General features: G+C 51.7%; 20 protein-coding genes. 14 read left to right on the top strand and 6 right to left on the bottom strand.

All coding sequences use genetic code 11. From position 1 onward, the window contains the following. Positions 1-169 precede the first annotated feature (169 nt). Positions 170-6136, top strand: coding sequence for an InlB B-repeat-containing protein (locus D3P08_RS20485; RefSeq protein WP_162848546.1), 5967 nt, complete (start codon positions 170-172; stop codon positions 6134-6136). Between the two features lie 92 nt (positions 6137-6228). Here the strand turns inward: D3P08_RS20485 and sigZ are convergent, their stop codons facing one another. Continuing rightward, positions 6229-6777 (bottom strand): RNA polymerase sigma factor SigZ, encoded by a 549-nt coding sequence (gene sigZ, locus D3P08_RS20480; RefSeq protein WP_119601985.1) that lies wholly within the window; start codon positions 6775-6777, stop codon positions 6229-6231. A gap of 96 nt (positions 6778-6873) precedes the next feature. Between sigZ and D3P08_RS20475 the strand changes: the two genes are divergently transcribed. Next, complete coding sequence (locus D3P08_RS20475; RefSeq protein ID WP_119601984.1) at positions 6874-7515, top strand: ThuA domain-containing protein; 642 nt, start codon at positions 6874-6876, stop codon at positions 7513-7515. Positions 7516-7594: 79 nt separating this feature from the next. Here the strand turns inward: D3P08_RS20475 and D3P08_RS20470 are convergent, their stop codons facing one another. The 3 genes from D3P08_RS20470 to D3P08_RS20460 all read right to left on the bottom strand — a co-directional run bounded on the left by D3P08_RS20470 (position 7595) and on the right by D3P08_RS20460 (position 9229). After that, positions 7595-8512 (bottom strand): NADP-dependent oxidoreductase, encoded by a 918-nt coding sequence (locus tag D3P08_RS20470; RefSeq protein WP_119601983.1) that lies wholly within the window; start codon positions 8510-8512, stop codon positions 7595-7597. Between the two features lie 64 nt (positions 8513-8576). Continuing rightward, positions 8577-8975, bottom strand: coding sequence for a hypothetical protein (locus tag D3P08_RS20465; RefSeq protein ID WP_119601982.1), 399 nt, complete (start codon positions 8973-8975; stop codon positions 8577-8579). A 62-nt stretch (positions 8976-9037) separates the two neighbouring features. Beyond that, positions 9038-9229: an MFS transporter gene (locus D3P08_RS20460; protein ID WP_119601981.1), complete on the bottom strand. Its 192-nt coding sequence runs from the start codon at positions 9227-9229 to the stop codon at positions 9038-9040. Positions 9230-9401: 172 nt separating this feature from the next. On the opposite strand from D3P08_RS20460, the gene D3P08_RS20455 reads away from it, so the two are divergent. From D3P08_RS20455 to D3P08_RS20435, 5 genes are all read left to right on the top strand, one after another. Then, positions 9402-10277, top strand: coding sequence for a LysR family transcriptional regulator (locus tag D3P08_RS20455; protein WP_119601980.1), 876 nt, complete (start codon positions 9402-9404; stop codon positions 10275-10277). Positions 10278-10413: 136 nt separating this feature from the next. Continuing rightward, a complete protein-coding gene (locus D3P08_RS20450; RefSeq protein WP_119601979.1) occupies positions 10414-10725 on the top strand; it encodes a hypothetical protein in 312 nt (103 codons plus the stop codon). 2 nt (positions 10726-10727) lie between these two features. Then, the gene (locus tag D3P08_RS20445) at positions 10728-12494 is read left to right on the top strand and encodes an ABC transporter ATP-binding protein (RefSeq protein WP_119601978.1); all 1767 of its coding nucleotides are present in this window, start codon (positions 10728-10730) and stop codon (positions 12492-12494) included. Further along, on the top strand, positions 12463-14325 hold the full coding sequence (locus D3P08_RS20440) for an ABC transporter ATP-binding protein (protein ID WP_119601977.1): 1863 nt from the start codon (positions 12463-12465) through the stop codon (positions 14323-14325). Before D3P08_RS20445 ends, D3P08_RS20440 begins: the two co-directional genes overlap by 32 nt. 122 nt (positions 14326-14447) lie before the next feature. Next, positions 14448-15587 (top strand): 5-methyltetrahydropteroyltriglutamate--homocysteine S-methyltransferase, encoded by a 1140-nt coding sequence (locus D3P08_RS20435; RefSeq protein WP_119601976.1) that lies wholly within the window; start codon positions 14448-14450, stop codon positions 15585-15587. A 71-nt stretch (positions 15588-15658) separates the two neighbouring features. On the opposite strand, the gene D3P08_RS20430 is transcribed toward D3P08_RS20435, so the two are convergent. Further along, positions 15659-16801, bottom strand: coding sequence for an aminotransferase class I/II-fold pyridoxal phosphate-dependent enzyme (locus tag D3P08_RS20430; RefSeq protein ID WP_119601975.1), 1143 nt, complete (start codon positions 16799-16801; stop codon positions 15659-15661). Positions 16802-16997: 196 nt separating this feature from the next. Here D3P08_RS20430 and D3P08_RS20425 point away from each other — a divergent pair, with 196 nt between their 5' ends. The 4 genes from D3P08_RS20425 (at position 16998) to D3P08_RS20410 (ending at position 21480) form a co-directional block, all read left to right on the top strand. Beyond that, entirely contained in the window at positions 16998-17396 is a 399-nt protein-coding gene (locus D3P08_RS20425; RefSeq protein WP_119601974.1) for an SRPBCC family protein, read from the top strand. A 140-nt stretch (positions 17397-17536) separates the two neighbouring features. Next, the gene (locus D3P08_RS20420) at positions 17537-19792 is read left to right on the top strand and encodes an ATP-binding cassette domain-containing protein (RefSeq protein WP_119601973.1); all 2256 of its coding nucleotides are present in this window, start codon (positions 17537-17539) and stop codon (positions 19790-19792) included. Between the two features lie 19 nt (positions 19793-19811). Continuing rightward, positions 19812-20519 carry an FAD-dependent oxidoreductase gene (locus D3P08_RS20415; RefSeq protein WP_119601972.1) on the top strand — a complete coding sequence of 236 codons (708 nt, stop codon included), beginning with the start codon at positions 19812-19814 and terminating at the stop codon, positions 20517-20519. Between the two features lie 148 nt (positions 20520-20667). Continuing rightward, positions 20668-21480 (top strand): EcsC family protein, encoded by an 813-nt coding sequence (locus tag D3P08_RS20410; protein ID WP_119601971.1) that lies wholly within the window; start codon positions 20668-20670, stop codon positions 21478-21480. A 59-nt stretch (positions 21481-21539) separates the two neighbouring features. Here D3P08_RS20410 and D3P08_RS20405 read toward each other — a convergent pair whose 3' ends face one another. Next, positions 21540-22505 (bottom strand): carbohydrate kinase family protein, encoded by a 966-nt coding sequence (locus tag D3P08_RS20405; RefSeq protein ID WP_119601970.1) that lies wholly within the window; start codon positions 22503-22505, stop codon positions 21540-21542. A 344-nt stretch (positions 22506-22849) separates the two neighbouring features. On the opposite strand from D3P08_RS20405, the gene D3P08_RS20400 reads away from it, so the two are divergent. The 3 genes from D3P08_RS20400 (at position 22850) to D3P08_RS20385 (ending at position 25347) form a co-directional block, all read left to right on the top strand. Further along, positions 22850-23179 carry an ArsR/SmtB family transcription factor gene (locus tag D3P08_RS20400; RefSeq protein WP_119601969.1) on the top strand — a complete coding sequence of 110 codons (330 nt, stop codon included), beginning with the start codon at positions 22850-22852 and terminating at the stop codon, positions 23177-23179. Between the two features lie 278 nt (positions 23180-23457). Beyond that, the gene (locus tag D3P08_RS20390; protein WP_119601967.1) at positions 23458-24567 is read left to right on the top strand and encodes a Gfo/Idh/MocA family protein; all 1110 of its coding nucleotides are present in this window, start codon (positions 23458-23460) and stop codon (positions 24565-24567) included. An 18-nt stretch (positions 24568-24585) separates the two neighbouring features. Then, complete coding sequence (locus D3P08_RS20385) at positions 24586-25347, top strand: sugar phosphate isomerase/epimerase family protein (RefSeq protein ID WP_119601966.1); 762 nt, start codon at positions 24586-24588, stop codon at positions 25345-25347. The last annotated feature ends 32 nt before the right edge of the window (positions 25348-25379 follow it).

Below are 25379 nucleotides of genomic sequence, written 5' to 3'. Positions count from 1 at the left end.
AAGCAAGAAAGCCGGAGGTGTTGCGCTATGCGCAGGCCTCCCGGCTTTTTTTGCATGGGATGTCGAAATGTTAACTTAAGTTAATTCCCAACCTCTGCCGGGCGTGCTACGATAGAGGGCGGACTACAATCGGAAGCGGGCAAATGAGAGGGAGATTCACATGCGGCGAATGGGGAAATTATTACTTTGTTTCATTGTATTATTCGGAGTCGTTGGCTTCTCGCAAGGATGGCAACAGCCGATTTATGCGAGCGGCGGCTTACAAGTTATTTATGACGGAAATGGACATACAAGCGGGGCTGTGCCGGTAGATGCCGGCGCCTATCAGTCGGGAGATACCGTCGCCATATCCGGAAACAGCGGTAAGCTTGTAAAAGAAGGGTTTGAATTTGTCGGTTGGAACACGTCTGCAGACGGCACGGGGACGACTTATAGTTCAGGCACTGTCTTTGCGATAGGTACCGAGAGCGTAACGTTGTATGCGAAATGGGCGGCGGATACGCCGAGCGTCTGGAAAAACTTGAATTCCAGCGAAATAACGCCGAGCAGGGTCAGTTTCGTTTCTATCGATGTTGATAATGGAACACCCTATTTTGCTTTTTTGGATTTCGCTCAGCACGATGGTAAAGCAACGGTAAAGAAGTATATCGACGGGATGTGGAAAACGGTCGGTATGCCTGGTTTTACGCCCGACATAGCCCATTATTTAGATATGGTTGTTGAGGACGGTACTCCTTATGTTGGCTTCTCGGACCCTACGCACGAGGGGAAGATGACCGTCATGCGGTATAATGGGGCCGAATGGGAGACGGTTGGCACGCCTGGGTTTTCGACAAGCATGGGGACCTATAACTCGATATTTGTCGAGGCAGGTATTCCATACGTCGCATATACAGATGTGAGCACCAGTAAAATGGCTGTTAAAAGATTCGTTGACGGCACATGGGAGGATCTTGGCGCTCATAATGGATTTACCCCGGGACAAGCATTGCTCGCTTCCCTTTATGTGGACAATGGGATTCCGTATGTGGCGTATGAAGACAGGGCCAAGGAGTTCAAAATTACGGTGCAAAAATTCGATGAGAGCACTGGTAGTTGGATGAGCGTAGGCGCTTCCGGTCCGTCTGGCAGCATAAGGGGCAGTTATCCATCCCTTTATGTAGTGGATGAAATACCGTATGTCTCTTATTCAGAAACCGATAACCGATACAAAATGGCCGTTAAGAAATTTAACGGCTCGGAATGGGAGGATGTCGGGACCCCTAATTTTAACGGAGGCGGCCTAGGACAATCATCCTTACACATTGAGCAGGGAATTCCCGTCCTTGCTTATCAAGATTCAGGCGCCAAAGCGACAGTGCGGCGATACGTCAACGGGCAATGGGAGGTTGTAGGAACATCGAATTTTTCAAAAGGCGCGGCGATGTATTTGTCAGCGGCTGTTGACGGCAACCGTCTGTATGCGGCATACGGCGATCGCGGCTCGAATGATATTCCAACTGTTATGCGGTATACGTTCCCGGCTATCGGCGCTCTCGACGATTTGACCATGCAGGAGCTAACTGCGCATTACCCAGCAGGTACCCAGGAAACGAAAACGGTAACGGTTACCCGAACAGGAATGATAAACCTCTCGAATGTGACTGCAGTGATCGGCGGTGTGAACGCGGACGCCTTTTCGATTACGCAGCCCGCTTCCACTAGGCTGGACTTGACGACGCCATTCACGACGTTCTCGGTTAAAGCAAACGATGACTTGGCTGCCGGCCATTATGAGGCGACCATTACGGTCAAGGCAGACCAAATGACTGGTGTCACGTTTCAGGTTACACAGACCGTACAACCAGCGCCGACTTATTCGGTCACGTATGACGGGAACGGAAGCACGGGCGGAGTCGTTCCGATAGATAGCAATGCTTATGAGCAGGGGATGAATGTTACGGTCGCAGGTAATAGCAGCCAGCTCACAAAGACCGGACACACCTTTGCAGGTTGGAACACGGCAGCGGACGGAAGCGGCACGAAATATAATGGCGGCGATACATTTGCAATGCCAAATGATGACGTAACGTTATTTGCAATGTGGATGTTGAATCCGACCTATTCGGTAACTTATGACGGGAACGGAAGTACTGGCGGCACCGTCCCTGCAGATAACAACGCTTATGAGCAAGGCGTAACCGTCACAGTTGCAGGTAATAGCGGCCAACTGACGAGGGCTGGTCACACGTTCGTTGGCTGGAACACGGCAGCTGACGGAAGCGGCACGGACTACGCAGGCGGCGAAACATTTACAATGCCAGCCGACAACGTAACGCTGTATGCGAAGTGGACGACAAACCCGACCTACTCGGTGACTTATGACGGCAACGGCAATTCTGGCGGAGCTGTTCCGACAGATAACAACGCTTATGAACAAGGCGCGACAGTTACGGTCGCAGGTAATAGCGGCCAGCTCACGAAATCCGGTCATACTTTCGTTGGCTGGAACACAGCAGCTGACGGAAACGGCACGGACTACGCAGGCGGCGAAACATTTACAATGCCAGCCGACAACGTAACGCTGTATGCGAAGTGGACGACAAACCCGACCTACTCGGTGACTTATGACGGCAACGGCAATTCTGGCGGAGCTGTTCCGACAGATAACAACGCTTATGAACAAGGCGCGACAGTTACGGTCGCAGGTAATAGCGGCCAGCTCACGAAGTCCGGTCATACTTTCGTTGGCTGGAACACGGCAGCTGACGGAAGCGGCACGGACTACGCAGGCGGCGAAACATTTACAATGCCAGCCGACAACGTAACGCTGTATGCGAAGTGGACGACAAACCCGACCTACTCGGTGACTTATGACGGCAACGGCAATTCTGGCGGAGCTGTTCCGACAGATAACAACGCTTATGAACAAGGCGCGACAGTTACGGTCGCAGGTAATAGCGGCCAACTGACGAAGGCTGGCCACACGTTCGTTGGCTGGAACACAGCAGCTGATGGAAGCGGCACGGACTACGCAGGCGGCGAAACGCTAACAATGCCAGCCGACAACGTAACGTTGTATGCGAAGTGGACGGCAAACCCGACCTACTCGGTAACTTATGACGTCAACGGAAGTACTGGCGGCGCCGTCCCAACTGATAACAGTGCTTATGAGCAAGGCGCGACAGTTACGGTCGCAGGTAATGGCGGCCAGCTCACGAAGTCCGGTCATACTTTCGTTGGCTGGAACACGGCAGCTGACGGAAGCGGCACGGACTACGCAGGCGGCGATACATTTGCAATGCCAAATGATGACGTAACGCTATTTGCAATGTGGTCGCTGAATCCGACCTATTCGGTAACTTATGACGGGAACGGAAGTACTGGCGGCACTGTTCCGACTGACGGAAACACTTATGAGCAGGGGATGAATGTTACGGTCGCAGGTAATGGCGGCCAGCTCACGAAGTCCGGTCATACTTTCGTTGGCTGGAACACGACAGCGGACGGAAACGGCACGGACTACGCAGGCGGCGAAACGCTAACAATGCCAGCCGACAACGTAACGTTATTTGCAATGTGGACGCAGAACCCGACCTACTCGGTAACTTATGACGGCAACGGAAGTACTGGTGGCTCCGTCCCTACAGATAACAACGCTTATGAGCAAGGTGTAACCGTCACAGTTGCAGGTAATAGCGGCCAACTGACGAGGGCTGGCCACACGTTCGTTGGCTGGAACACGACAGCTGACGGAAACGGCACCGACTACGCAGGCGGCGATACATTTACAATGCCAGCCGACAACGTAACGCTGTATGCGAAGTGGACGACAAATCCGACCTACTCGGTAACTTATGACGGCAACGGAAGTACTGGTGGCGCCGTCCCAACTGATAACAGTGCTTATGAGCAAGGCGCGACAGTTACGGTCGCAGGTAATGGCGGCCAACTGACGAAGGCTGGCCACACGTTCGTTGGCTGGAACACAGCAGCTGATGGAAGCGGCACGGACTACGCAGGAGGCGATGCATTTACGATGCCAGCTGATGACGTAACGCTGTATGCGAAGTGGACGGCAAACCCGACCTACTCGGTAACTTATGACGGCAACGGCAATTCTGGCGGAGCTGTTCCGACAGATAACAACGCTTATGAACAAGGCGCGACAGTTACGGTCGCAGGAGATAGCGGCCAACTGACGAAGGCTGGCCACACGTTCGTTGGCTGGAACACAGCAGCTGATGGAAGCGGCACGGACTACGCAGGCGGCGAAACGCTAACAATGCCAGCCGACAACGTAACGTTGTATGCGAAGTGGACGACAAACCCGACCTACTCGGTAACTTATGACGGCAACGGAAGTACTGGTGGCTCCGTCCCTACAGATAACAACGCTTATGAGCAAGGTGTAACCGTCTCGGTTGCAGGAAATAGCGGCCAACTGACGAAGGCTGGCCACACGTTCGTTGGCTGGAACACAGCAGCTGATGGAAGCGGCACGGACTACGCAGGCGGCGAAACGCTAACAATGCCAGCCGACAATGTAACGTTGTATGCGAAGTGGACGACAAACCCGACCTACTTGGTAACTTATGACGGCAACGGCAATTCTGGCGGATCTGTTCCGACAGATAACAACGCTTATGAACTAGGCGCGACAGTTACGGTCGCAGGAAATAGCGGCCAACTGACGAAGTCCGGCCGCACCTTTGCAGGTTGGAACACGGCAGCGGACGGCAGCGGCATGAATTACGCTGTTGGCAGTACGTTCGTAATGCCAGCCGACGACATAACGCTGTATGCGAAGTGGACGCTGCAGACCGATCCGGGCGGCGGCACTGGAAATGGCAACACGGGAGACAATGCCCCGAGCCTGCCGGTTACACAGGAAGGCCTGCAATTCTCGGTAAACGGGAAGCTCCAGCAAAATATGGTCACTCACACGACCACGCAAATTGGCGGGCAAACCGTAGTTAAGGCGGAATGGAGAGCAGACCAATGGCAGAGCGCGATTATGCAAGCTGGCGCCCATCCCGTCATTGTGCTTGAAGCAAGGGAATCGGTTGATCGTATTTCCGCCGTGTTGACGGGGGAGATGGCGAAAGAATTGGCGGATAGAGCCGGACAGCTCGAAATCCGAACGGTAAGCGGTATCTACCGGCTTCCGGCCACAGCGCTCGATATAGCGAGTCTCTCACAGCGCTTTGGCACACAGCTGAAACCCGCAGATCTAACGATTCTAGTCGAGGTGGGGAAAGAAGCTGGAAATAGCCTCACTCTTCTTGAGCAGCTCGAGCAAAACGGGGAGCTTAGAGTCATCTCGCCTCCAGTCGAATTTGATGTGAAAGTTTCCTATAACGGCATTACGTATTCGATGAACCAATTTCAAACTTACATTGAACGTGAACTACCGCTGAATGAAGGCGTGAGCAATAATCGTGCAACGACTGCGGTTGTCATAGAGCATGATGGGACAATACGTCATGTTCCGACACGGTTTATTGAGCAAGACGGAAAAAGATCAGCCGTTGTGAACAGCTTGACCAACAGCGCTTATGCTCTGCTTGAGCTTCGGGTTACGCTGGAGGATACTCGGACGCATTGGGCCAAGGATGCGATCCATAATATGGCATCAAGAATGATTGTTGGCGGCGTCGATGGGAAACATTTCAGGCCGGATGCTTCGATTACAAGGGCGGAATTAGCGGCAATCGTAATTAGATCGCTCGGTCTGCCGAGTCTAGGGGGCGCTCAGGGGGCGGAAGCCTTCGCGGATGTCGCTCCGGAGGCCTGGTACAGCGGTCTAGTCGCGCAAGCGGAGGCATACGGCTTAATAACGGGATATGCGGACGGCACATTCCGTCCTTCGCAAACAGTGACACGCGAGGAAGCGGCAGTGATCCTGATCCGAGCGATGAGACTTGCCGGACAATCAACGATTGTAGACGACTCGGAAACGGAAACGCTACTTGCAAAGTATGCCGATGCTGGCGAGGTGCATGCCTGGTCGAAGCAGGATGTGACCGAGGCCATGAAACATGGGCTGCTGCAAGGCACCTCCGGCAACAAGCTGAATCCTGCCCAGGAGTTAACAAGAGCAGAAACGGCCGTGCTGGTACAACGTATGCTGCAGCAAGCCGGGCTCATTAACTAGAATGTAGCTTGTCATTATGAAGGAAGAACAGCCGCCGGCGCGAACGTAAGTTGCGCCGGCGGCTGACTTTTTGTACCCCAGCCGTTTATGGCTTACGAGCAATCAGGGAACCGCCAATTGACATGAAAGTCAATAATGTTGCCATACCGGTCAGATTCGATATGGCAGCAGCTCGTCAACAATTCCTTCAGCATCTCGCGTCCGCGCTGAACTCTTGATTTCACCCCGGAATAGGAAATGTTCAGCCGTTCACTAATTTCCCTCTGAGTGAGGCCTTCCACTAAGGAAAGCTTCAAGGCTTCCTTGTATTTCTCCGGTAATTGCTGAATGGTCGATTCAAAGCAGGCGATGACCTCTTGGGCAAGGTCCGGCTCTTCGTATTGATCCGTTGCAGGCAGCTCAGGCGGAAGCTCGTCAGCCCACTTTTGTTTTCGATAATGGTCAACCATGCAGTTGCGAGCGATTTGATAAATCCAGGATGACAACTTTTTCTCATCGCTTAATTGATCTAGATGATTATTAATTTTCATAAATACTTGTTGGACAATGTCATCCGCATCAGCTTCATTCTGAATGCGATTGGAAACGAATTTTTTAATTTGAGGATAATAATCCTCCCATATTTCATTTACGCTTAACATGTAAACCACCTTGAAAAATTTATTTCTTTTTTTGCGTCCATTACGAATTTCGTTCGTCTACTTAAGCGTAGCAAAATATATGGAGGAGATGGTCAAATGTCTGTCAAAAAAATTTTGTTAATCGGCGATTCCTATGAGGGAGCATGGCATCCTCTTGAAGGCGTTCAGCCCGAGTTGGAAAAGGTTCTGGGCGGTAAATATCAGCTGTCGGTGACGCACAATTACGATGATTTAGCGACACTAAGCATTGCGAATTATGCGGCATGCATTTCGTATGCCGATATCTGGAAGCGGCCGATGACATCCGAGCAAGCTGCCGGCTTGATGAAATTCGTCGCGGGTGGCGGTGGACTGCTTGCCATTCATAACGGCATTTCGATCGCAGGAAGGTACGAACTGCTGCAGTTAATCGGCGCCCGTTTTGTCACGCATCCTCCTTATCAGAAACTTTCGTTTTTCCCGTCAAAAAATGAGCATCCTTTGCTGGAGGGGGTGGAGGCGTTTACGGTCGAAGAGGAGCCTTATCAGTTCGAGTTTGATCCTTTCACGCCTCGCAATGTCATTCTTGAATACGAATACGAAGGAAAAAGATGGCCATCCGCATGGGAACATCCGTATGGGAAGGGGAAGGTCGTCTATATACACCCAGGACACACTAGAGACTCGTTGATACCGGAAGCAATTAGAAGGCTCATCGTCAATTCTATGGACTGGCTAATGCACACAGAGCCGAATTAATGGAGCTATTGAAGGATTAAATGGAACGAAGTATCGCCATAGAATAGGGGATACTTCGTTTTTTTGAAGCAGCTATGAATCAATCAATCTTCAAAACGATTTTACCGCGGCCATGCCTGCTTTCAATAGCGCTGTGCGCTTCACCTGCTTGATCTAGCGTGAATACCTGCCTGATGTGAAGTTGCAGCTTGCCTGCTGTATGAAGCTCTACCAGCTCAGCAAGCCGGGCTGACGAGCGTTCGCCCCGCACGACGCGGAGCCCGAGCTCCTCAATGAGATCATAGGCATAATAAGTGCAAATGCGCTTTTTGTCAGGCACTAGCGCTGCCGCCGCAAGCAGTCCTTCGCCGCCTGCCGTATCAAATGCGCAGTCGATCCCTTCAGGCGCTAGCTTCCGAAGCCGCTCAACTAAACCTTCCTCGTACGTGACCGGAATGGCGCCAAGCGACCGGACGAAGTCGTGATTATATGCGCTAGCCGTACCGATCACCCACTTGGCGCCCATTATTTGGGCCAATTGAACGGCAATAGAACCTAGCGAGCCGGCCGCGCCGTTAATGAGAACGGTATCTCCTGAGCGAACTCCAATTGCGTTTAGTGCAATATGAGCGCCTTGCCCGTTACCGGTCAGCCCGCCAGCTTCTTCCCAGGACATTGTTGCTGGTTTCATCACGATTTGGTCGGCGCCGACCACCACGTATTCCGCATAGCAATTCAGCAATGCGAATCCAAGCACTTCGCTGCCAAGCGCAAAGGCTGACACGCCGTCTCCGATCTCATCAACGATCCCCGCGAATTCATTGCCCGGAATTTGAGGTAACCTTACCTCCAAGCCATATGCAGGTGTCCAGCCGCTTCGTATCGCGCAGTCAAAATGCTGCACACCCGCCGTTTTAACGCGTACGCGCACTTGCCCCGGACCTGCATGCGGTTCCGGGACCTCCATGACGCGCATGACCTCCGGTCTTCCGAATGTTGAGATTACTGCAGCTTTCATATGTTCTCCTCCTATTATTAAGGGTTATTTTAAGTGGAAGGTTGCCGCCGGTTTGCTGTTCGTCCTACAAAAACGTGATAGCCGATAAAAATGACCGCATGCAAAAGCGCGAGTATGAGATATATATTGCTGTAAGGGATGGCGGCCGGGTTTGTTTTAAAATCGCAGTTGCGGCGGCGGCTAGGATCATGATATAGCCGACCATTTGCACGGCTAAATGATGAACCTGAGTCAGTAATTGCGGCCTTAAGAAAGCAAGCGAGTAGCCGATGCCAGAAATCAGAAAGGCGATCGCGAGCACAAGCGAGTAGTTTTTATGCCGAAACAACCCAAGGCAGATGAAAGGACTTGCCGCAAAGTAACTTCGGAGGATAAATAGGATGAACAGGGCAAGGAAGCCAATCCCCAAAAGCCAGGATTTGTTCGTGATGGCCAGCAGCAGCATTGTGACGGTTCCAGCCACTAGTCCGCCGCCTAACAGTCCGTCTGGCTTGCTTTTTTGCTTTCTTCTTTCAAATATTTGCGTTAGAACGGGAGAGCGATTAGAGTCAGCAGCGGGATACAAAACAGAAAGCGCCAGTAGGCAACGCTCATTACCAAAGCCGCTAATAGGGGACCGACTGCCCCGCCGACGGCAAGGCCAGTCATCGTGATGCCCAGCGCCCTCCCTCTGCGTTCCGGCGACGAATACCGAATCGGCTCAGCGCCAATCTCCACTTTCTCCACCTTGCTTTCTGTTCACCGTTCAGAGAGTCATGATAATTGCCTCTTCCCGGGAAGGATGCATGTCGCTTGCATATATGTATTGTATAGCGGATAATCGATATATAAAAATACATCTTTCGATATAAGATTCATTCCGTCGAGTATATAAGGAGGCCGTTTTCAAATGGAGCTGCTGCAGCTGCAATACTTTCGTACGGTTGCCAGATTGGAGCATATGTCAAAGGCGGCGCAGGACTTGCATATCGCACAGCCTGCGTTAAGTAAGACGATTGCCCGGCTGGAGAAGGATTTAGGTGTACCGCTGTTCGATCGGGAGGGCAGGCAAATTCGGCTCAATCCATTCGGCAAGGCGTTCTTGAATAAGGTGGAGGCAGCGCTTGCGCTGCTGGAAGAAGGGCAGCGGGAAGTCGCTGATCTTGCCGGGATGGAGCATGGAAGCATTCATTTGGCGGCGCCTACGGTGGACCGCTTGTCAGATCCGCTCAATGCTTTCGTCGCGCTTCATCCGAATGTTCAATTTCGAATTACGCAAGCATCCGTGCACGAGATGGCGCATCTGATCGAATCGGGCCAGGTCGATTTATGTTTTACTCCCTTTAACATGGATAGACCGCATTTCAGCTCGTTGCCCGTCATGCAGGAGGAGGTTTATCTGGCTGTTCCGCCCGGACACCGGTTAGCCGGCCAGCGGAGCGTGCATCTAAACGAAGTGGCGAATGAGCCTTTTATCGGATACAAGGAAGGATTCCATTTTCAAATGATGAATGAAAATTTCCTGCGATCTGCGGGTATCTCGCCCAACTTTGTATGCAGGGTTGATGACGCGGCCTCGATAGCTAAGCTGGTCTCCGCAGGACTTGGCGTGGCGCTTGTCGGCAATTGCGGAGGGTCGGAGTCCCGGCTTCATTTGTTGACGATCGAATCAGCAGTTTGCAGACGTCAATTTCAATTCGTATGGCATAACCAACGTTACCTTTCCAAGGCCGCTCATTGTTTTATCGATTTTGTCAGCCGGCATTTTAAGCGGTCAACTGAATAAACCACCCTGCGGGGTGGTTTTTTATTTCCGCTAAAACAATAAGCGTTTTACGTTTGATCGTTGACACATTGTATACACTTGTATACAGTAAAAAGAACGATACTGTATACAAATGCATACAAAGGAGGAATGCGGCATGAAAGAAATCGATGGAAGGCTAAGAGGCGGGAAGCATCACGGAGGCGGTCACAAAGGCGAAAGACACCATCATCATGGAGCGCAGACGTTCCGCAGAGGACGGGCGCTGGAGTTTCTCGAGCGATTAACGATAAAGCGAAACACGTTAAGGCAGCAGCTATCGGCACCGGAGTTCCAGGAGATCAAGCCGATGCTTCAAGGCGAATTGAAGGCGTTGGAACTCGTCATGGAGGAATTCGTTCGTCACTTTGAGCTTCACGAAATCGTGGATTCGAGCCAACAAAAGAATCAAGAGAAGGGGCAGTCGTAGTCATGTGGGAATTACGAGACTACATGAGGCCTTATTGGAAGTTCATGCTGTTAGGACCTCTGTTTATGATAGGCGAAGTATTTTTTGATCTGCTCCAGCCTCGCTTGGCAGCCCATATTGTTAACGAGGGAGTCGTAGAGAACAATTTCACGGTCATTCAGAACACCGGGCTGATGATGGTCGCAGTAACGCTGTTTTCGTTAATGACCGGAGTCGCCTGCAACTTGTTCGCCAGCCGCGCGTCGCAAAACTTCGGGGCTGATATTCGGGAAGCGTTGTTTACGAAAATACAGTCCTTCTCGTTCGAAAATGTAGACGCGTTCAAGTCCGGTTCTCTTCTTACCCGAATGACGAACGATGTCGTGCAAGTGCAGAACCTGATGCAAGTGCTGCTGCAAGGGCTCGTACGGGCTCCAAGTCTATTAATTGGCAGCGTAGTGATGGCGCTTCTTATGAATGTGAAGCTGGGCCTAATTCTTCTGGGGACGCTGTTGATATTGGTTTTGGTACTCTTTGTGCTCATCCGATTCTCCGCGCCGCTCTTCACGGCAGTTCAGGCCAAGCTGGATGCGGTTAATAAACGGATGGAGGAAAATCTTGCGGGCATCCGCGTTGTCAAAGCCTTTGTCCGCTCTGATTTCGAGACGAAACGGTTCACCGTTGTTAACCGGGACTACACGGACATTTCCATCAAATCGGCGCGTTTCATCGCGATAAACTCGCCGATCGTTCATTTGATTATGAATGCTTGTCTTGTGGTGATCCTGTTCTATGGCGGCCATTTGGTCTGGTTCGAGTCCATGAAGGTCGGGGATTTGGTCGCCTTTGTAAACTATGTGGTCCAGGTCCTGTCATCCCTGTTGATGGTAAGCGGACTTCTGATGAATCTGTCGCAGGCTAATGTGTCTGCTCGGCGTATTCGGGAGGTACTTACATCACAGCCCAAGATTACGGATGGAACAAGGGGCTCGGAAGCGTCCCTCCCGGCACGGCAATTGAAATTCGACAATGTGTCCTTCTCTTATTCGGGTTCCGCCGAAACGAATGAGCTGGCACTGCATGGAATTCATCTTGAGGCCCGGCGTGGCGAAAAGGTGGCGATAATCGGCGCAACTGGATCGGGGAAATCGACCTTGGTTCAGCTAATCCCCCGGCTTTACGACGTGACCTCCGGCTCTATTCAGCTTGACGGCATGGATATCCGCGATATCCCGTTAAACAGCTTGCGGCAACGAATCGGAATGATTCTTCAAGAATCGTTCCTTTTCAGCGGATCGATTAGGGACAATATCGCATTCGGCAAGCCGGAGGCGACGCAGGAGGAGATTGAGGCAGCGGCTGTTACTGCCCAAGCGCATGATTTCATCTCGCGTCTGCCCGACGGATATGATACGAGGCTGGGGCAGAAGGGCGTTAATTTATCCGGCGGGCAGAAGCAGCGTATCTCCATTGCAAGAGCCTTGCTGACTAAGCCGTCTATCCTCATTATGGATGACTGCACAAGCGCGCTCGATCTTGGAACCGAGAAGAAGCTTCGTCAGGCGCTGCAGGATCTGATGAAGAACAGCATGACCTTCCTGATCGCGCAGCGCATATCATCGGTGCTAGACGCGGATAAGATCCTGGTCCTCGAAGACGGCAGGATCGTAGGAAGAGGAACGCATGCGGAGTTAATGAACAACTGTGAGGTCTACCAGGATATTTACCGGTCGCAATATGGAGAAAAGGAGGCTCGCTATGTCGGGGAACAATCAACCCGCTCAATCTGACGTCAAAAAGGGAGCGCCGGCATTCGCCCAAATGGGCTTCCAGCATGGTCCGGGTCATCGGCCGGGGGAAGTGCAGAAGGTCAGGTCGAAGGATGCCAAAGGGACGCTGCGCCGTATTTGGGGTTATCTGAAGCTGCAGCGGCACGCGCTTATCGCCGTTGTTGCTTGCACCGCGCTGACTTCGCTTTTTGCGCTATTAGGACCCTATTTCATTGGCAAAATCATCGATGATTATATCGTTCCTCGTCAATATGACGGGATCTTGCGCATGGGGTTGATCCTGCTGTGTATATATGCGCTCGGGGCGATTTTTACGTGGATCCAGCAATATACGGCATCCAGCTTATCGCAGAACACGGTCCGGGATATGCGTCAGGATCTGTTCCAGCAGTACCAGCGTTTGCCTGTTCCGTTTTTTGATCAGAGAACGCATGGCGAACTGATGAGCCGAGCCACGAACGACATAACGAACGTCTCTAACACGCTGAACCAGACGGTCGTTCAGCTGATATCAAGCCTTTTAATGCTGGCGGGCAGTGTGGCGATGATGCTGAGCTTAAGCTTGTGGATGACGCTTGTCACGCTGCTTACGGTTCCGTTGATCGCCTATATCACGAAGCGGATTACGAAATATACAAAGACGTTTTTTTCGGAGCAGCAAAAATGTTTAGGCGAAGTGAACGGCTTCGTACAAGAGAATATATCCGGGCTGAAAGTCGTCAAAGTATTCGGCAGGGAATCCGGCTCGGTTGAGCGGTTCCGCGAGATCAACGAGCGGCTGCGATCCGTCAGCATCAAGGCCCAGAGTCTCTCCGGCTCGATGGGACCCATCATGAACGCCATGCGGAACTTAAGCTTTGTCATCATCGCGGTTTTCGGCGGGATCTTCGCTTACCATGATCTCATTACGATTGGCATCATCGTCAGCTTTTTGAATTATTCCAACCAGTTCAGTCAGCCGATCAACCAGCTGGCCAACCAATACAATTTGCTTCAATCGGCTATCGCCGGCGCAGAGCGGGTATTTGAAGTGATGAACCAGGAGCCTGAGACGAGGGGAACGGACGAGCGCGGGACGGGGTACCACGTGAAAGGCGATGTCGTATTTGAAAAGGTTACATTCGGATATAAACCGGAGGTGGAGGTACTAAAAAATGTGAGTCTTCACGCTTCGCCTGGTCAAATGATCGCCTTAGTCGGACCAACGGGCGCCGGCAAGACGACGGTCATCAATCTGCTGACACGCTTCTATGACATACAGGACGGCCGGATCCTGATCGACGGGAGTGATATTCGGCATATCGACAAGCATTCGTTAAGGCAGCAGATCGGCCTTGTTCTGCAGGACGCGTATGTGTTCTCGGGCACTATCCGGGAAAACATACGGTACGGCAGGCTGGATGCGTCGGATGAGGAGGTGGAGGAAGCTGCGCGGCTCGCGAACGCCGATACGTTCATCCGCAAGCTCCCGGACGGGTATGACACGGTCCTTAACGCGGAAGGCGGCAACTTGAGCCAAGGACAACGGCAGCTGCTTACCATCGCGCGCGCTGTGTTGGCGGACCCGGCGATACTTATTCTAGACGAGGCAACGAGCAGCGTGGATACCCGTACGGAGCTGCATATCCAGGAGGCGATGAAAACGCTGATGAAAGGGAGGACGAGCTTCGTCATTGCCCATCGGCTCAGTACGATCCGCGAAGCGGACACGATTCTTGTCATGAACAACGGCGAAATCATTGAGCAGGGTTCACATGAGGAGCTGTTAAAGAGGAAAGGTTTTTATGCGGACTTGTACTTAAATCAATTTATGCCTGGCCAAGCGATTTGATCTATATTAAATCGTTATAGTCAAGAGTTATAACCAGCTATAGCATATTGGTAGATCATTATAGCGATTCGGATATGATATCTTACTTTTATCATTAATTTACGATAAAAGGAGATAAACCTATGACCCTTCTCACCGAGCCCAACCAACGAACCGTTACTCCATTTCGATATGATATAGTCGGCAGCTTCTTGCGTCCCCGCGCATTGAAGGATGCTAGGCTGCAGTTCCAGAACGGGGAAATATCCGCCGCGCAGCTAAAGAATGTGGAGGATGCCGAAATCGTAAAGCTTGTACGAAAGCAAAAAGAGATTGGACTTAAAGCCGTAACCGACGGAGAATTTCGCCGCTCGTGGTGGCATCTTGACTTTTTCTGGGGACTGGACGGGGTAGAGCGGGCGGTCATCGACCAAGGCTATTCATTTAACGGAGCGCAATCCAGACCAGAAACGGCGCGCTTGACCGGCAAAGTCGGCTACAGCAGTCATCCGTTTGTTTCGCATTTCGCGTATTTGAATGAGGTTGCGGGCGACGACGTCGTCGCGCGTCAATCCATTCCAGCTGCAGCGCAATTTTTGTTCGAGCTGGACCGGACGGAAAATAAAGATTCCACAACGGCGGTCTACCCGAATAGAGAAGAGCTTGTTGCGGACATTGCCAAGGCGTACAAATCGGCAATTCTTGATTTCTATGCAGCAGGCTGCCGCAGTATCCAAATCGACGACTGTACTTGGGGAGCGCTTTGCGACAAGCAGTTTATGGCGCTCATGGAGCAAATCGGCGTAGATGTTGCCGAGTATGCGAAGGAATTCGCGAAGCTGAACGAAGAGGCCGTTTCCGGCCTGCCGGACGACCTTGTGATCACGACACATGTATGCCGCGGCAACTATGTTTCGACTCATGCGGGAGTAGGAGGAGGCTATGAGCCGATCGCGAAAACGCTCCTCGATATCGATCATTATTCCGGCTTCTACCTGGAGTTCGATACCGAGCGCGCAGGCGACTTCAAGCCTCTTCGATACCTGAAAAATAATCAGCAGGTCGTGCTTGGCTTATTCTCGTCCAAATTTGGGGAGCTTGAAAGCAAGGAATCGATTCTGAAGCGTATCGAGGAAGCGAAGCAATTCGTTGATCTTGACCGGATTTGCTTGAGTCCGCAATGCGGGTTCGCTTCCACGGAGGAAGGGAACCTTCTGACCGAGGAAGAGCAGTGGCGCAAGCTTGCGTATATAAAAGAAATTGCTGAGGAAATTTGGAAATAGCCATTACAGAAGCAAAAAAACCGTGGATTCCACGGTTTTTTCATTTTTTGGACGAAAGAAGCCAAGAGGTACTACTTGTAATAACGCGGTCTGTGACGCACAAATTTACTCATGGCCGCTAGTCCTTGCTTCAAAGTGTCCGTCTTACCTGCGCAGCCAATCCGAGCGTAGCCTTCAAGGCCGAAAGTGGAGCCCGGAACGAGAAGCACTCCCGTTTCTTGCAGAAGCTGCTTGCAAAACGACTCCGATTGCCCGGCGGCGTGCAGCTGCAGCAATGCAGCCGTACCGCCTTGAGGCGGCACAAACGTGTACGCTTCTTCCGCGTCCGACCATTCTTTCAGGAGAGCTAGATTGTTCCGAAGCAGCTCCCGGTTTTTGCCCAAAATGATGTCTTGCTTCGCCATCGCAATGGCGCCGATACGATCCGTCAGAACGCTGCTGCTAACTGTCGTATAATCACGGAGCTTCATGCATGTATGGATGATGTTCTGATCGGCGCTTGCGATCCACCCGATCCGCAGCCCTGCAAGCGAGAGCACCTTGGACATGCTGGAGGTTGCAATCCCTCTCTCGTACAGATCGGCGATGGAGGGAATGCGTTCGGTTACTGTGCCGGGCCGTAGACGCATGCCAATCTCATCGCAGAGAATATACGCCCCGCAGCTGCGGGCTATGGATACGATGTCATCCAGCACCACGCCGGAAAGCAGTGTTCCGGTTGGGTTATTGGGATTATTGAGGAGAATCAGCTTTGTTCCCGGAGCCGCGGCACTCCTTAATTCCTCAAGATCAGGCTGGAAATGATTCTCCGGCCGCAGCGGAACGAAGCGAACCTCGGCCTGTAGAGAATGTGGAAGGGCATAGAGCTGCTGGTAGGAGGGATGGAAGGCTACGACACGATCACCGGGCTCTACCAGCGAAATTATAGCAAGCGCGTTAGCGGAAGCCGCGCCATTCATCATAATAATCTGATCCTCAGTCAAGCTGGAGTATTGCTCCGCAATCAGCCGGCGCAGCAGGCTCAAGCCCTGAATTTCGCCGTAATCAAGCTTCTGCTCGAGCAGAAGGGACAACTGTTCGTCCAACGTAGTGTCGCCTAACGACAGCAGCTGCTTGAGGGTCAAGGGATCGGCGCATGTATCCGCCAAGTTATATTTCGCTTCTTTACTGTATTTGTTTTGCCACTTTTCTAATGCGAAAGGCGGAAAATTCACGAAGGATTCACTCCATTCTAGTCATGCCATACGGTGCACCTCACCCATTCTTCCCATATTCATTAAGAAGATGCCGGTTTGAAAAATGTCGTTGACACGACACCAAAAGGTATCCTATAATCAAATCGTCACCAAATGGTGTCATATCGTGAATCTATCAAACGATGTGCGATACGAGGATGGAGGAGGAAGAGGAATGAGTTTAGTCCTAACGTTAGATTTTCAGTACACAACAACGATTGAGAAGCTGTGGTCGGCTTTAACCGATTCGAAAATGCTGGCCAAGTGGGTTTTGGAAAATGATTTCAAGCCCGTTGTTGGACACAAGTTTCAATTCCGCGCCGAGCCGAACGAATACTGGGATGGTCGCATTGACGGCGAGGTGCTTGTTGTGGAGCCGCCTAGCCGTTTGTCCTATACATGGGGCGTCGGCGAGGAGATCCATACGGTCATTTGGACGCTGCAGGAGCTAGGGGACGGCAAAGTCAACCTTCACCTCGAACAAACCGGATTCTCGCATGCTCACGGACTTGCAGGCGCTAAGCACGGCTGGATGAATTGGTGCGGCGAGCTGGAAAAGCTGTTGGCGCAATAATCGAATTGATGCTGATTCGGATAATCCGACACGATTTTGTTTTAACCGGGATAAGCCGATACTCCCTACCTATAAATGCCCAATAAATGCTAGAATGTAAATCGGAGTAAAAACTTATCGCGATTGGAAGGAAGGGGAGCATGAACGAATCGAATCAGGAATATATCGTTATTTCGGGCGCGAGGGAAAACAACTTGAAGAACGTATCCTTGCGTATCCCGAAACGTAAGATCACGATTTTTACCGGTGTATCCGGATCGGGCAAATCCTCCATCGTGTTCGACACGATCGCTGCGGAATCTACGAGATTGCTCAATGAGAATTTCAGCATGTTCGTGCGTACTTTCCTGCCGCGGGTTCCGCAGCCGGACACCGATGCAATCGAGAACTTAAGCATGGCCGTAATTGTGGACCAGAAGCGGCTGGGCGGAGGTTCACATTCCACGATGGGCACAATTACCGATATTTCGCCTATTCTCCGGCTGCTGTTCTCCCGAGCGGGACAACCGCACGTCGGTCCCGTGAATCTGTTTTCATTCAACGATCCGCAAGGCATGTGCCCCGAGTGTAACGGGATTGGCCGTAGACTAGGTGTCGATATGGGCAAGGCGATAGATATGTCCCAGTCGTTGAATGAAGGAGCGATTAAGCTCCCTGGGTACGGAGTGAACGACTGGGAGTGGAACATGATCATGCAGTCCGGCGACTTCGACCCGGACAAGAAGCTGAGCGATTATTCGGATGAGGAGCTGGATCAACTCCTCTACGGCAAAGCAAAGAAGGTTCAAGTGGACTTTGGCGGCAAGGCAATGAATATTACGGTGGAAGGCGTCATTGAGAAGTTCACGAATAAATACATTAAGCAGGATGTTAAGACGAAATCCGAACGCACGCAAAAAACCGTCATGCCTTTCATTTCCGAAGGGCCATGCTCCAGCTGCCGAGGCGCAAGACTCAGTCAGGCGGCGTTAAGCTGCAAAATCAATGGCTACAATATTGCGGACTTCTCCTCCATGGAGGTCGGAGAGCTCATTCGCGTCATTCGCGAGATTGACAATCCCGTCGCCGCGCCAATCGTGAAGTCGCTTGCGGAACGGCTGCAGCATCTCGTGGATATCGGACTGGACTACTTGACGCTGGATCGTGAGACGGATACTTTATCCGGAGGCGAATCCCAGCGCGTCAAGATGGTGAAGCATCTTAGCGGCAGTCTGGTCGATGTCACCTACATATTCGACGAACCCAGCGTTGGTCTGCATCCCCGTGATGTGCACCGGTTAAATGAATTGCTCCAGAAGCTGCGCGACAAGGGCAATACCGTCATCGTCGTCGAGCATGATCCCGATGTTATCAAAGTGGCGGACCATATCGTTGACGTTGGTCCTCATGCCGGCAGCCGCGGAGGCACAATCGTGTACGAAGGAAGCTTCCAAGGTTTGCTTGAGGCGGACACTCTGACCGGAAACCATATGAAACGGCCGCTCGAGCTGAAGCAGGCTTGCAGGCAGCCTTCCGGCAAGCTGTCCATCCGAAACGCTACGCTTCATAACCTGCGCAATGTGAGCGTCGATATTCCTACGGGAGTGATGACCGTTGTGACCGGTGTGGCCGGTTCAGGCAAGAGCACGCTTATTAACGAAGTTTTCTTGAGCCAGCATCCGGATGCCATTGTGATCGACCAGTCGGCGGTAGGCGTGTCCACCCGATCGAATCCCGCAACCTACACGGGCATCATGGATGATATTCGCAAAGCTTTTGCTTCCGCAAACAAGGTGAACCAAGGCTTATTCAGCTTCAACTCCAAAGGAGCTTGCGAGAACTGCCAAGGGCTTGGCGTCGTGTATACGGATCTGTCCTTTCTTGACAGCGTCAAGCTGCCATGCGAGGTTTGCGGAGGCAAACGATTCAAAGAAGAGGTGCTCGAATACAAGCTGAACGGCAAAAACATCGCAGAAGTGCTGGAGATGACCGTGGAGCAGGCGCTTGAATTTTTCGAGCTTAAGGAAGTTGTGCGCAAGCTACAGGCGATGAGTGATGTCGGGCTGAATTATGTGACGCTCGGCCAGCCGCTCAGCACGCTCTCGGGCGGGGAATGTCAGCGCATCAAGCTTGCAAGCGAGCTTCATAAAAACGGAAGCATTTACGTAATGGACGAGCCGACGACCGGCCTTCATATGTCGGACATTGGCCAGCTGCTGGGGATAATGAACCGCCTGGTCGATGCCGGTAATACGGTTGTCGTCATCGAGCATAACCTCGATGTCATCAGCCAAGCGGATTGGATTATCGACATGGGGCCGGACGGAGGCAGCAAAGGCGGCCAGGTCGTATTTGAGGGATTGCCTACACAGATCATTCATGCGGAGCAGTCTATTACGGGCAAATACTTCATGTAACGAAAATGGGGGATGAGGAATGAGTTTTTTTCGAGATCTGCCGAAAATTTTCAAAAAAAGAGAAATTACTTTCATAGAGAGCTATAAAGAATCGGATGACGCCTATACCTTCTTGTTTGAAAAAGAAAAAGATGTCACATGGATTGCAGGGCAGCACGGTCTGTTCCGCATCATGCACACGAAGATCAAAAATCCTTTGAAACCGTTCAGCGTCGCATCCGCGCCTTCGGAAAACGTGATCCGATTAACGATGGGCATCGGCAAAGAACCGAGCGAGTATAAGAAAGCGATGCTTGAATTAAAGCCGGGAATGAAAATCTATTTGAGCGGGCCGGTCGGGGGATTCCATCTTCATGACAACAGCCCTGCGGTTCTGATTGCGGGAGGAATCGGCATTACGCCATTCCGTTCGATCTTAAAGCAACTGGAGTCTGAAGGGAAGCTGAACGGCCAGCCCGTGCATCTTCTCTATCTGGACAGCAAGAAATCGTATCTGTATAAAGACGAGCTGGACGCGATGGCCAACCATCCTTCAATCCAAGTCACTTACCTGAGTTCTAGGGAAGACCTGCACCAGGAAATCGATAAAGTATCCGCCATCCATAAGAACGATGGCAAATACTATGTTGCGGGACCGCAATCGATGGTGAAATCGATCTCTGAATATTTGCAAAACAAACAGATTTCGAAACGGAACATTAAAAAGGACGCTTTCTTTGGTTATTAATTGATTTAAGGGCATTTCACGGCAGTCCGTCGGATCCATCCGGCGGGCTGCCGTTCACTTTTGCTGGAGAAGCGAGCATTTCTAGAAACGCCGAGGAGCATTTTACAGTATGTAAGGCTAAAAGAAATTTCAACGAGGTGTCCGATCCATGACGACGAATATAGAAACCGAAGAAAAGCTAAAGGCAGAGCTGAAGCTAATCGAACAATGGGAACAAGAACAGAAGGATTTATTTTTTTGGGAAAAGCTCGGCAGGCTGCCTTTTGCAATTCTTGACCGTATCACGCCAAAATTCATTCAAGATAAAATCGGCATAGCGCTTGACGAGCTCGGAAGCTACGTCCAAAGCGGCGGGCGCTATCTAATCAGCAAAGAACAGATGTACCGCAAATTTTTCCCGGATGGAGGGAAGGATGATGCAGCGGCATTGGACCGGATCGGCCGGCTTCCGCTTCGCCAAATGGATGAGATAGCGGACGGCATCATTGAATCAAGCCGGAACACGGCGACGGTGCAAGGCGCAACGACGGGATTTGGAGGCATTTTTACGCTAGCCATCGATATCCCGCTGCTGCTTGGCCTATCGCTAAAAGCGCTGCAGGAAGTCGCAATCAGCTACGGGTATGACCCTACGGAGAAATCGGAGCGGGTCTTTATCGTCAAATGCCTGCAGTTTTCCTCCTCCGACATCGTCGGCAAAAAAGCGATTTTGGAAGATCTGGCCGCGTACCATTCCGGCGAGAAAAGCGGTCAGGTGATGTCCCAGCTGCAAGGCTGGCGCGAGGTCATGCTGACGTACAGGGACAACTTTGGATGGAAAAAGCTGTTTCAAATGATTCCGATCGCAGGCATGCTGTTCGGCGCTTATTTGAACCGTTCCACCCTCCAGGATGTCACGGAAACGGGGAAAATGATGTACAGGAAGCGGAGGATTCTCGAAAAATTGAAACCGTCATCTTAGCCTGTATCATTAAAAACAGCGAAACGCCTCGCAAAGCGTATCGCTGTTTTTTGTTGCCCTCAGACTGGCTTCTTTTTATCATTAAACCATTCTTTCATGAAGGGGTCGCTTGCCATTAGTGTCCTTGTATTCGGGCAATTGTTCTCAGCGGATTCGATGACCCAGCCGGCGACTTTGGTGCCGATCCATACAGCTTGATTAAGCGGGATTCCTTGCGCTAAGCCGGCAACAACGCCTGAGAAGAAGGCGTCCCCTGCGCCGCTGGAGTCCACCATATCTACAGGGAACACAGGCTGGTGACCTTTAACGCCGGAGAGGCTGTCGTAAAAGACCGAGCCCTTCGCCCCCAAAGTGATCACCATCGAGCGCAATCCGCGAGCTTCTACGAATTGCGCCATCGCTTCAATTTGCCCATCGATTGACAAAGCGTCGAACGAAACGGCCATTAATCTGCCCGCTTCTACATGATTGCAGACGAAGCAGTCCAAGCCTTCAAGGATGTCCGGATGACTCATTATAACGCTCATATTCCCAGGCAAGCCGTAAATTGGCTTGCGGTAGCTTGCAGCAAGCTCTATCGTTTTTCTTGCTATCGCTTCGGTGAGGTCGATGGACAATGCCAAGTGGGAGGACGCTTCCGCGATTGCATGGCCGTGATTTGCAATCCCACCATACAGCCCGCCAAAATCCGGCTGCTGCGAAATGCTCCCGACGAGATTCCCTTGCTCGTCCATAGTTGCCAGCCACATCCCCATCCCTTGGGGGTAAGCGGACATAAAGCGGGTATCGACGCCCCTCGATTGCAGACGCCGTACCACTTCATTCCCAAGCGCGCTTTCGTCAACCGTGCTGACCAGACAGGACGGCATGCCCATAAGGGCAAGATTCTCGGCTATGTTACGGCCGACGCCCCCATGGACGAAGCGGATTTGGCCGATGTTTTTCGCTTGCGGATGATATTGCTCTGAAGCGAATCCTTTAATATCCATAAATACGTTTCCAATGACCGTAATTAGTTGGCTCAAGATGTGTGTCCTCTCATGCTCAGAATCTATAATATCCTTCCCAATTCTATCGCAAGCTTGGGGGTTGCCTCAACCCGCTGTTTGCAGAACTCGATCATGATGAAAACAGCCCCTAAAGAAATATCGGCAAATTTCTGCTAAGATGAGCTTGAGGAAAGTGTTCAAATGACCATTAACAAGTCGAATGAGCGGGTTACGACTTCCAGTATTATTTCAATGTGCACACGGATACGGCAGCCGATTTCCAGCTGCTTGTTTCAGGGAGGAATAGACTTTCTCGGCAGTTGATCCCTTCGTACATTTTGAGGATTATTTACACTAACATGACGATTGGAGGGGCTGCTATGAGCGGGAACAACCAAACGCGGGATGTGTTTGACGCAATCGCTGACCCAATGAGGCGCGAATTGATTCGTCTCTTAGCGGAAGCAGAGGAAGTGCCTCTTCACGAATTAACTTCACAGTTTTCAATGGGCCGTACAGCGGTATCCAAGCATTTAACCGTACAGAAAGAAGCGGGATTGGCGCTGGACCGGAAAGTGGGCAGAGAAACCCGGTTTCGACTAAACGCTTATCCGCTTCAAGAAGTGCAAGATTGGGCGGCTTTCTACAGCAAGTTCTGGCGTGTGAATATGCTTCGCTTGCAACAGCTGTTAGAGGAGGAAGAAGAATAAGCTCTCTATTGCTTGCATGACTTTCCAGTCAAGATTGGGTATATCATAAGGGAAATTGAGGCTGCCGGCACGTACGGCGGCCTTTGTTACGTGAGGGAGCAGGATCTTGTTGAAAAAAATGAGCGGCAGCCGGAAATAAAGAAGCGTCTATGGAGTATTCGCTTGAGTAGAGAATATCAAAAAAATCCAGACATTCTTCTTTCCGCTCCATTGTGAAACGAGGGTCCGGTGCGTAATAATGAAGGGGAATCGCACAACTTTGGGAAGGATGATGGACTTTGCGCAAAATAAAGATCGGCGTCATCGGATGCGGCATGATTAGCGGAATCTATCTTAAAAATTGTACAGAAATGTTTGATTACATCCTGGAAGTGAAAGCGGTTGCGGATTTGGTTCCGGAGCTCGCCCGCAAGCGCGCGGAAGAATTCGGCGTCGGTACGGTTTACACCGTGGAGGAGCTGCTGGCCGATCCGGAGATCGAAATTGTGCTTAATTTGACGGCGCCTGCAGCTCATGCGCCGATTAATAAACGCGTATTGGAAGCCGGAAAACACGTCTATACGGAGAAGCCGTTCGCCTTGTCCCGCGAAGAAGCGGATGAGGTGCTGGAGCTGGCGGAAGCCAAGGGACTGCTCGTCGGCTGCGCGCCGGATACGTTCCTCGGAGCGGGCGTTCAGACATGCCGGAAGCTGATCGATGACGGTTGGATCGGACAACCCTACGCCGCCGATGCATCGATTATTATGGGGAATGCCGGCAACGGTATGCACCCGAATTTCCAAAATTTCTTGAAGCTCGGCGGAGACCCCGTTATGGATATGGGGCCGTACTACTTGACGGCGCTTGTCAACATGCTGGGACCGGTGCGGCGGGTGACGGGTTCTGCTCAGCAATTAAATAAAGAAATTACAGTGACGAATCCGAGATCGGCTAGATACGGGGATACGGTGCCCGTTGAAGCGCCGACCAATGTGACGGCGACCCTCGACTTCCATAGCGGAGCTGTCGCAAGCCTGCAAGCATGCAAAGAAGCGTTCGGTTATGAACCGCGAATGGAGATCTATGGAACAGAGGGCATTCTGTATGTGCCTGACGCTAACTTCTTCGGCGGAACGATCCGGTTGAAGTCGGCTTCCGGCGAGCTGAAGGAAGTCCCTTATTCGCATGGCTTCGCCACGGAAAGCAGAGGAATCGGCGTCGCCGATATGGCGTACGCGATTCAGAGCGGTCGCCAAAATCGTGCGAGCGGTAGACTGGCGCGGCATATTCTGGACATCTCGCTCGGCATTTTCGAAGCGTCCGAACAGGAGCGCCATGTGACGCTGCAATCCACGATCGAACGGCCGGAGCCTCTGCCGCTGGGGTTGAAATATAACACGCTCGGATGAGCACGGAAGGAGAAAGCAATGAAGACGTTTCCTATAGGGGTACAGCCATACACGGTTAGAGAGGCGTTAAGAGCCGATTATACAGGAACGCTTCGCCGTCTGGCGGAGATCGGATACAAGGGCATCGAGCTTGGACTGCCGCCGGAAGGCATAACGGTTGCGGAGCAGAAAACGCTGCTGAAGTCGCTCGGTCTTCATGTCGTGAGCGCGCACGCTGGATTCGATACGCTTTCCTTCGATGCGGAAGCGATCATGGATTATTTGGATGAAGTGGAGGGCGGCCGGCACATCGCGATTTCGCTAAAATTCGCGGACAAGGAAGACGTGCTGCGCAAGGCCGCCGAATGCAATCGGATCGGCGCAAGGATGAAAGAGCGCGGCTTCAAGTTTCTCTATCATAACCATGATTGGGAATTCATGACCTTCGACGGCAAATACGCAATGGATTGGTTCCTCGAAGCCACGGATCCTGCTTTCGTCGGGATGGAGCTGGATACGTATTGGGCGGCTAAAGCGGACGTTTCGCCGGCCGATTATTTACGGACGCGCTTGCAAGGCCGCTGTCCGCTGCTGCATATTAAGGATATGGAAGCAGGGGAGCAGCGCTTCTTCGCTGAAGTGGGCGAAGGCGTGCTCGACTTCAAAGATATTGCTGCAGCAGCGGCAGAGGCCGGCGTCGAATGGATGATCGTGGAGCAAGACGAAAGCCGGCGCGATCCGTTCGACAGCTTAACGATTAGCTACCGTAATTTGGAGGCTATGGGGCTGCTTAAGCGTTAAACATAAAGGGAGGGCTGGAACATCGAAAACCA

Source organism: Paenibacillus nanensis (assembly GCF_003583765.1).
GTDB lineage: Bacteria > Bacillota > Bacilli > Paenibacillales > Paenibacillaceae > Pristimantibacillus > Pristimantibacillus nanensis.
This window is presented reverse-complemented; position numbering and strand designations above follow the sequence as displayed.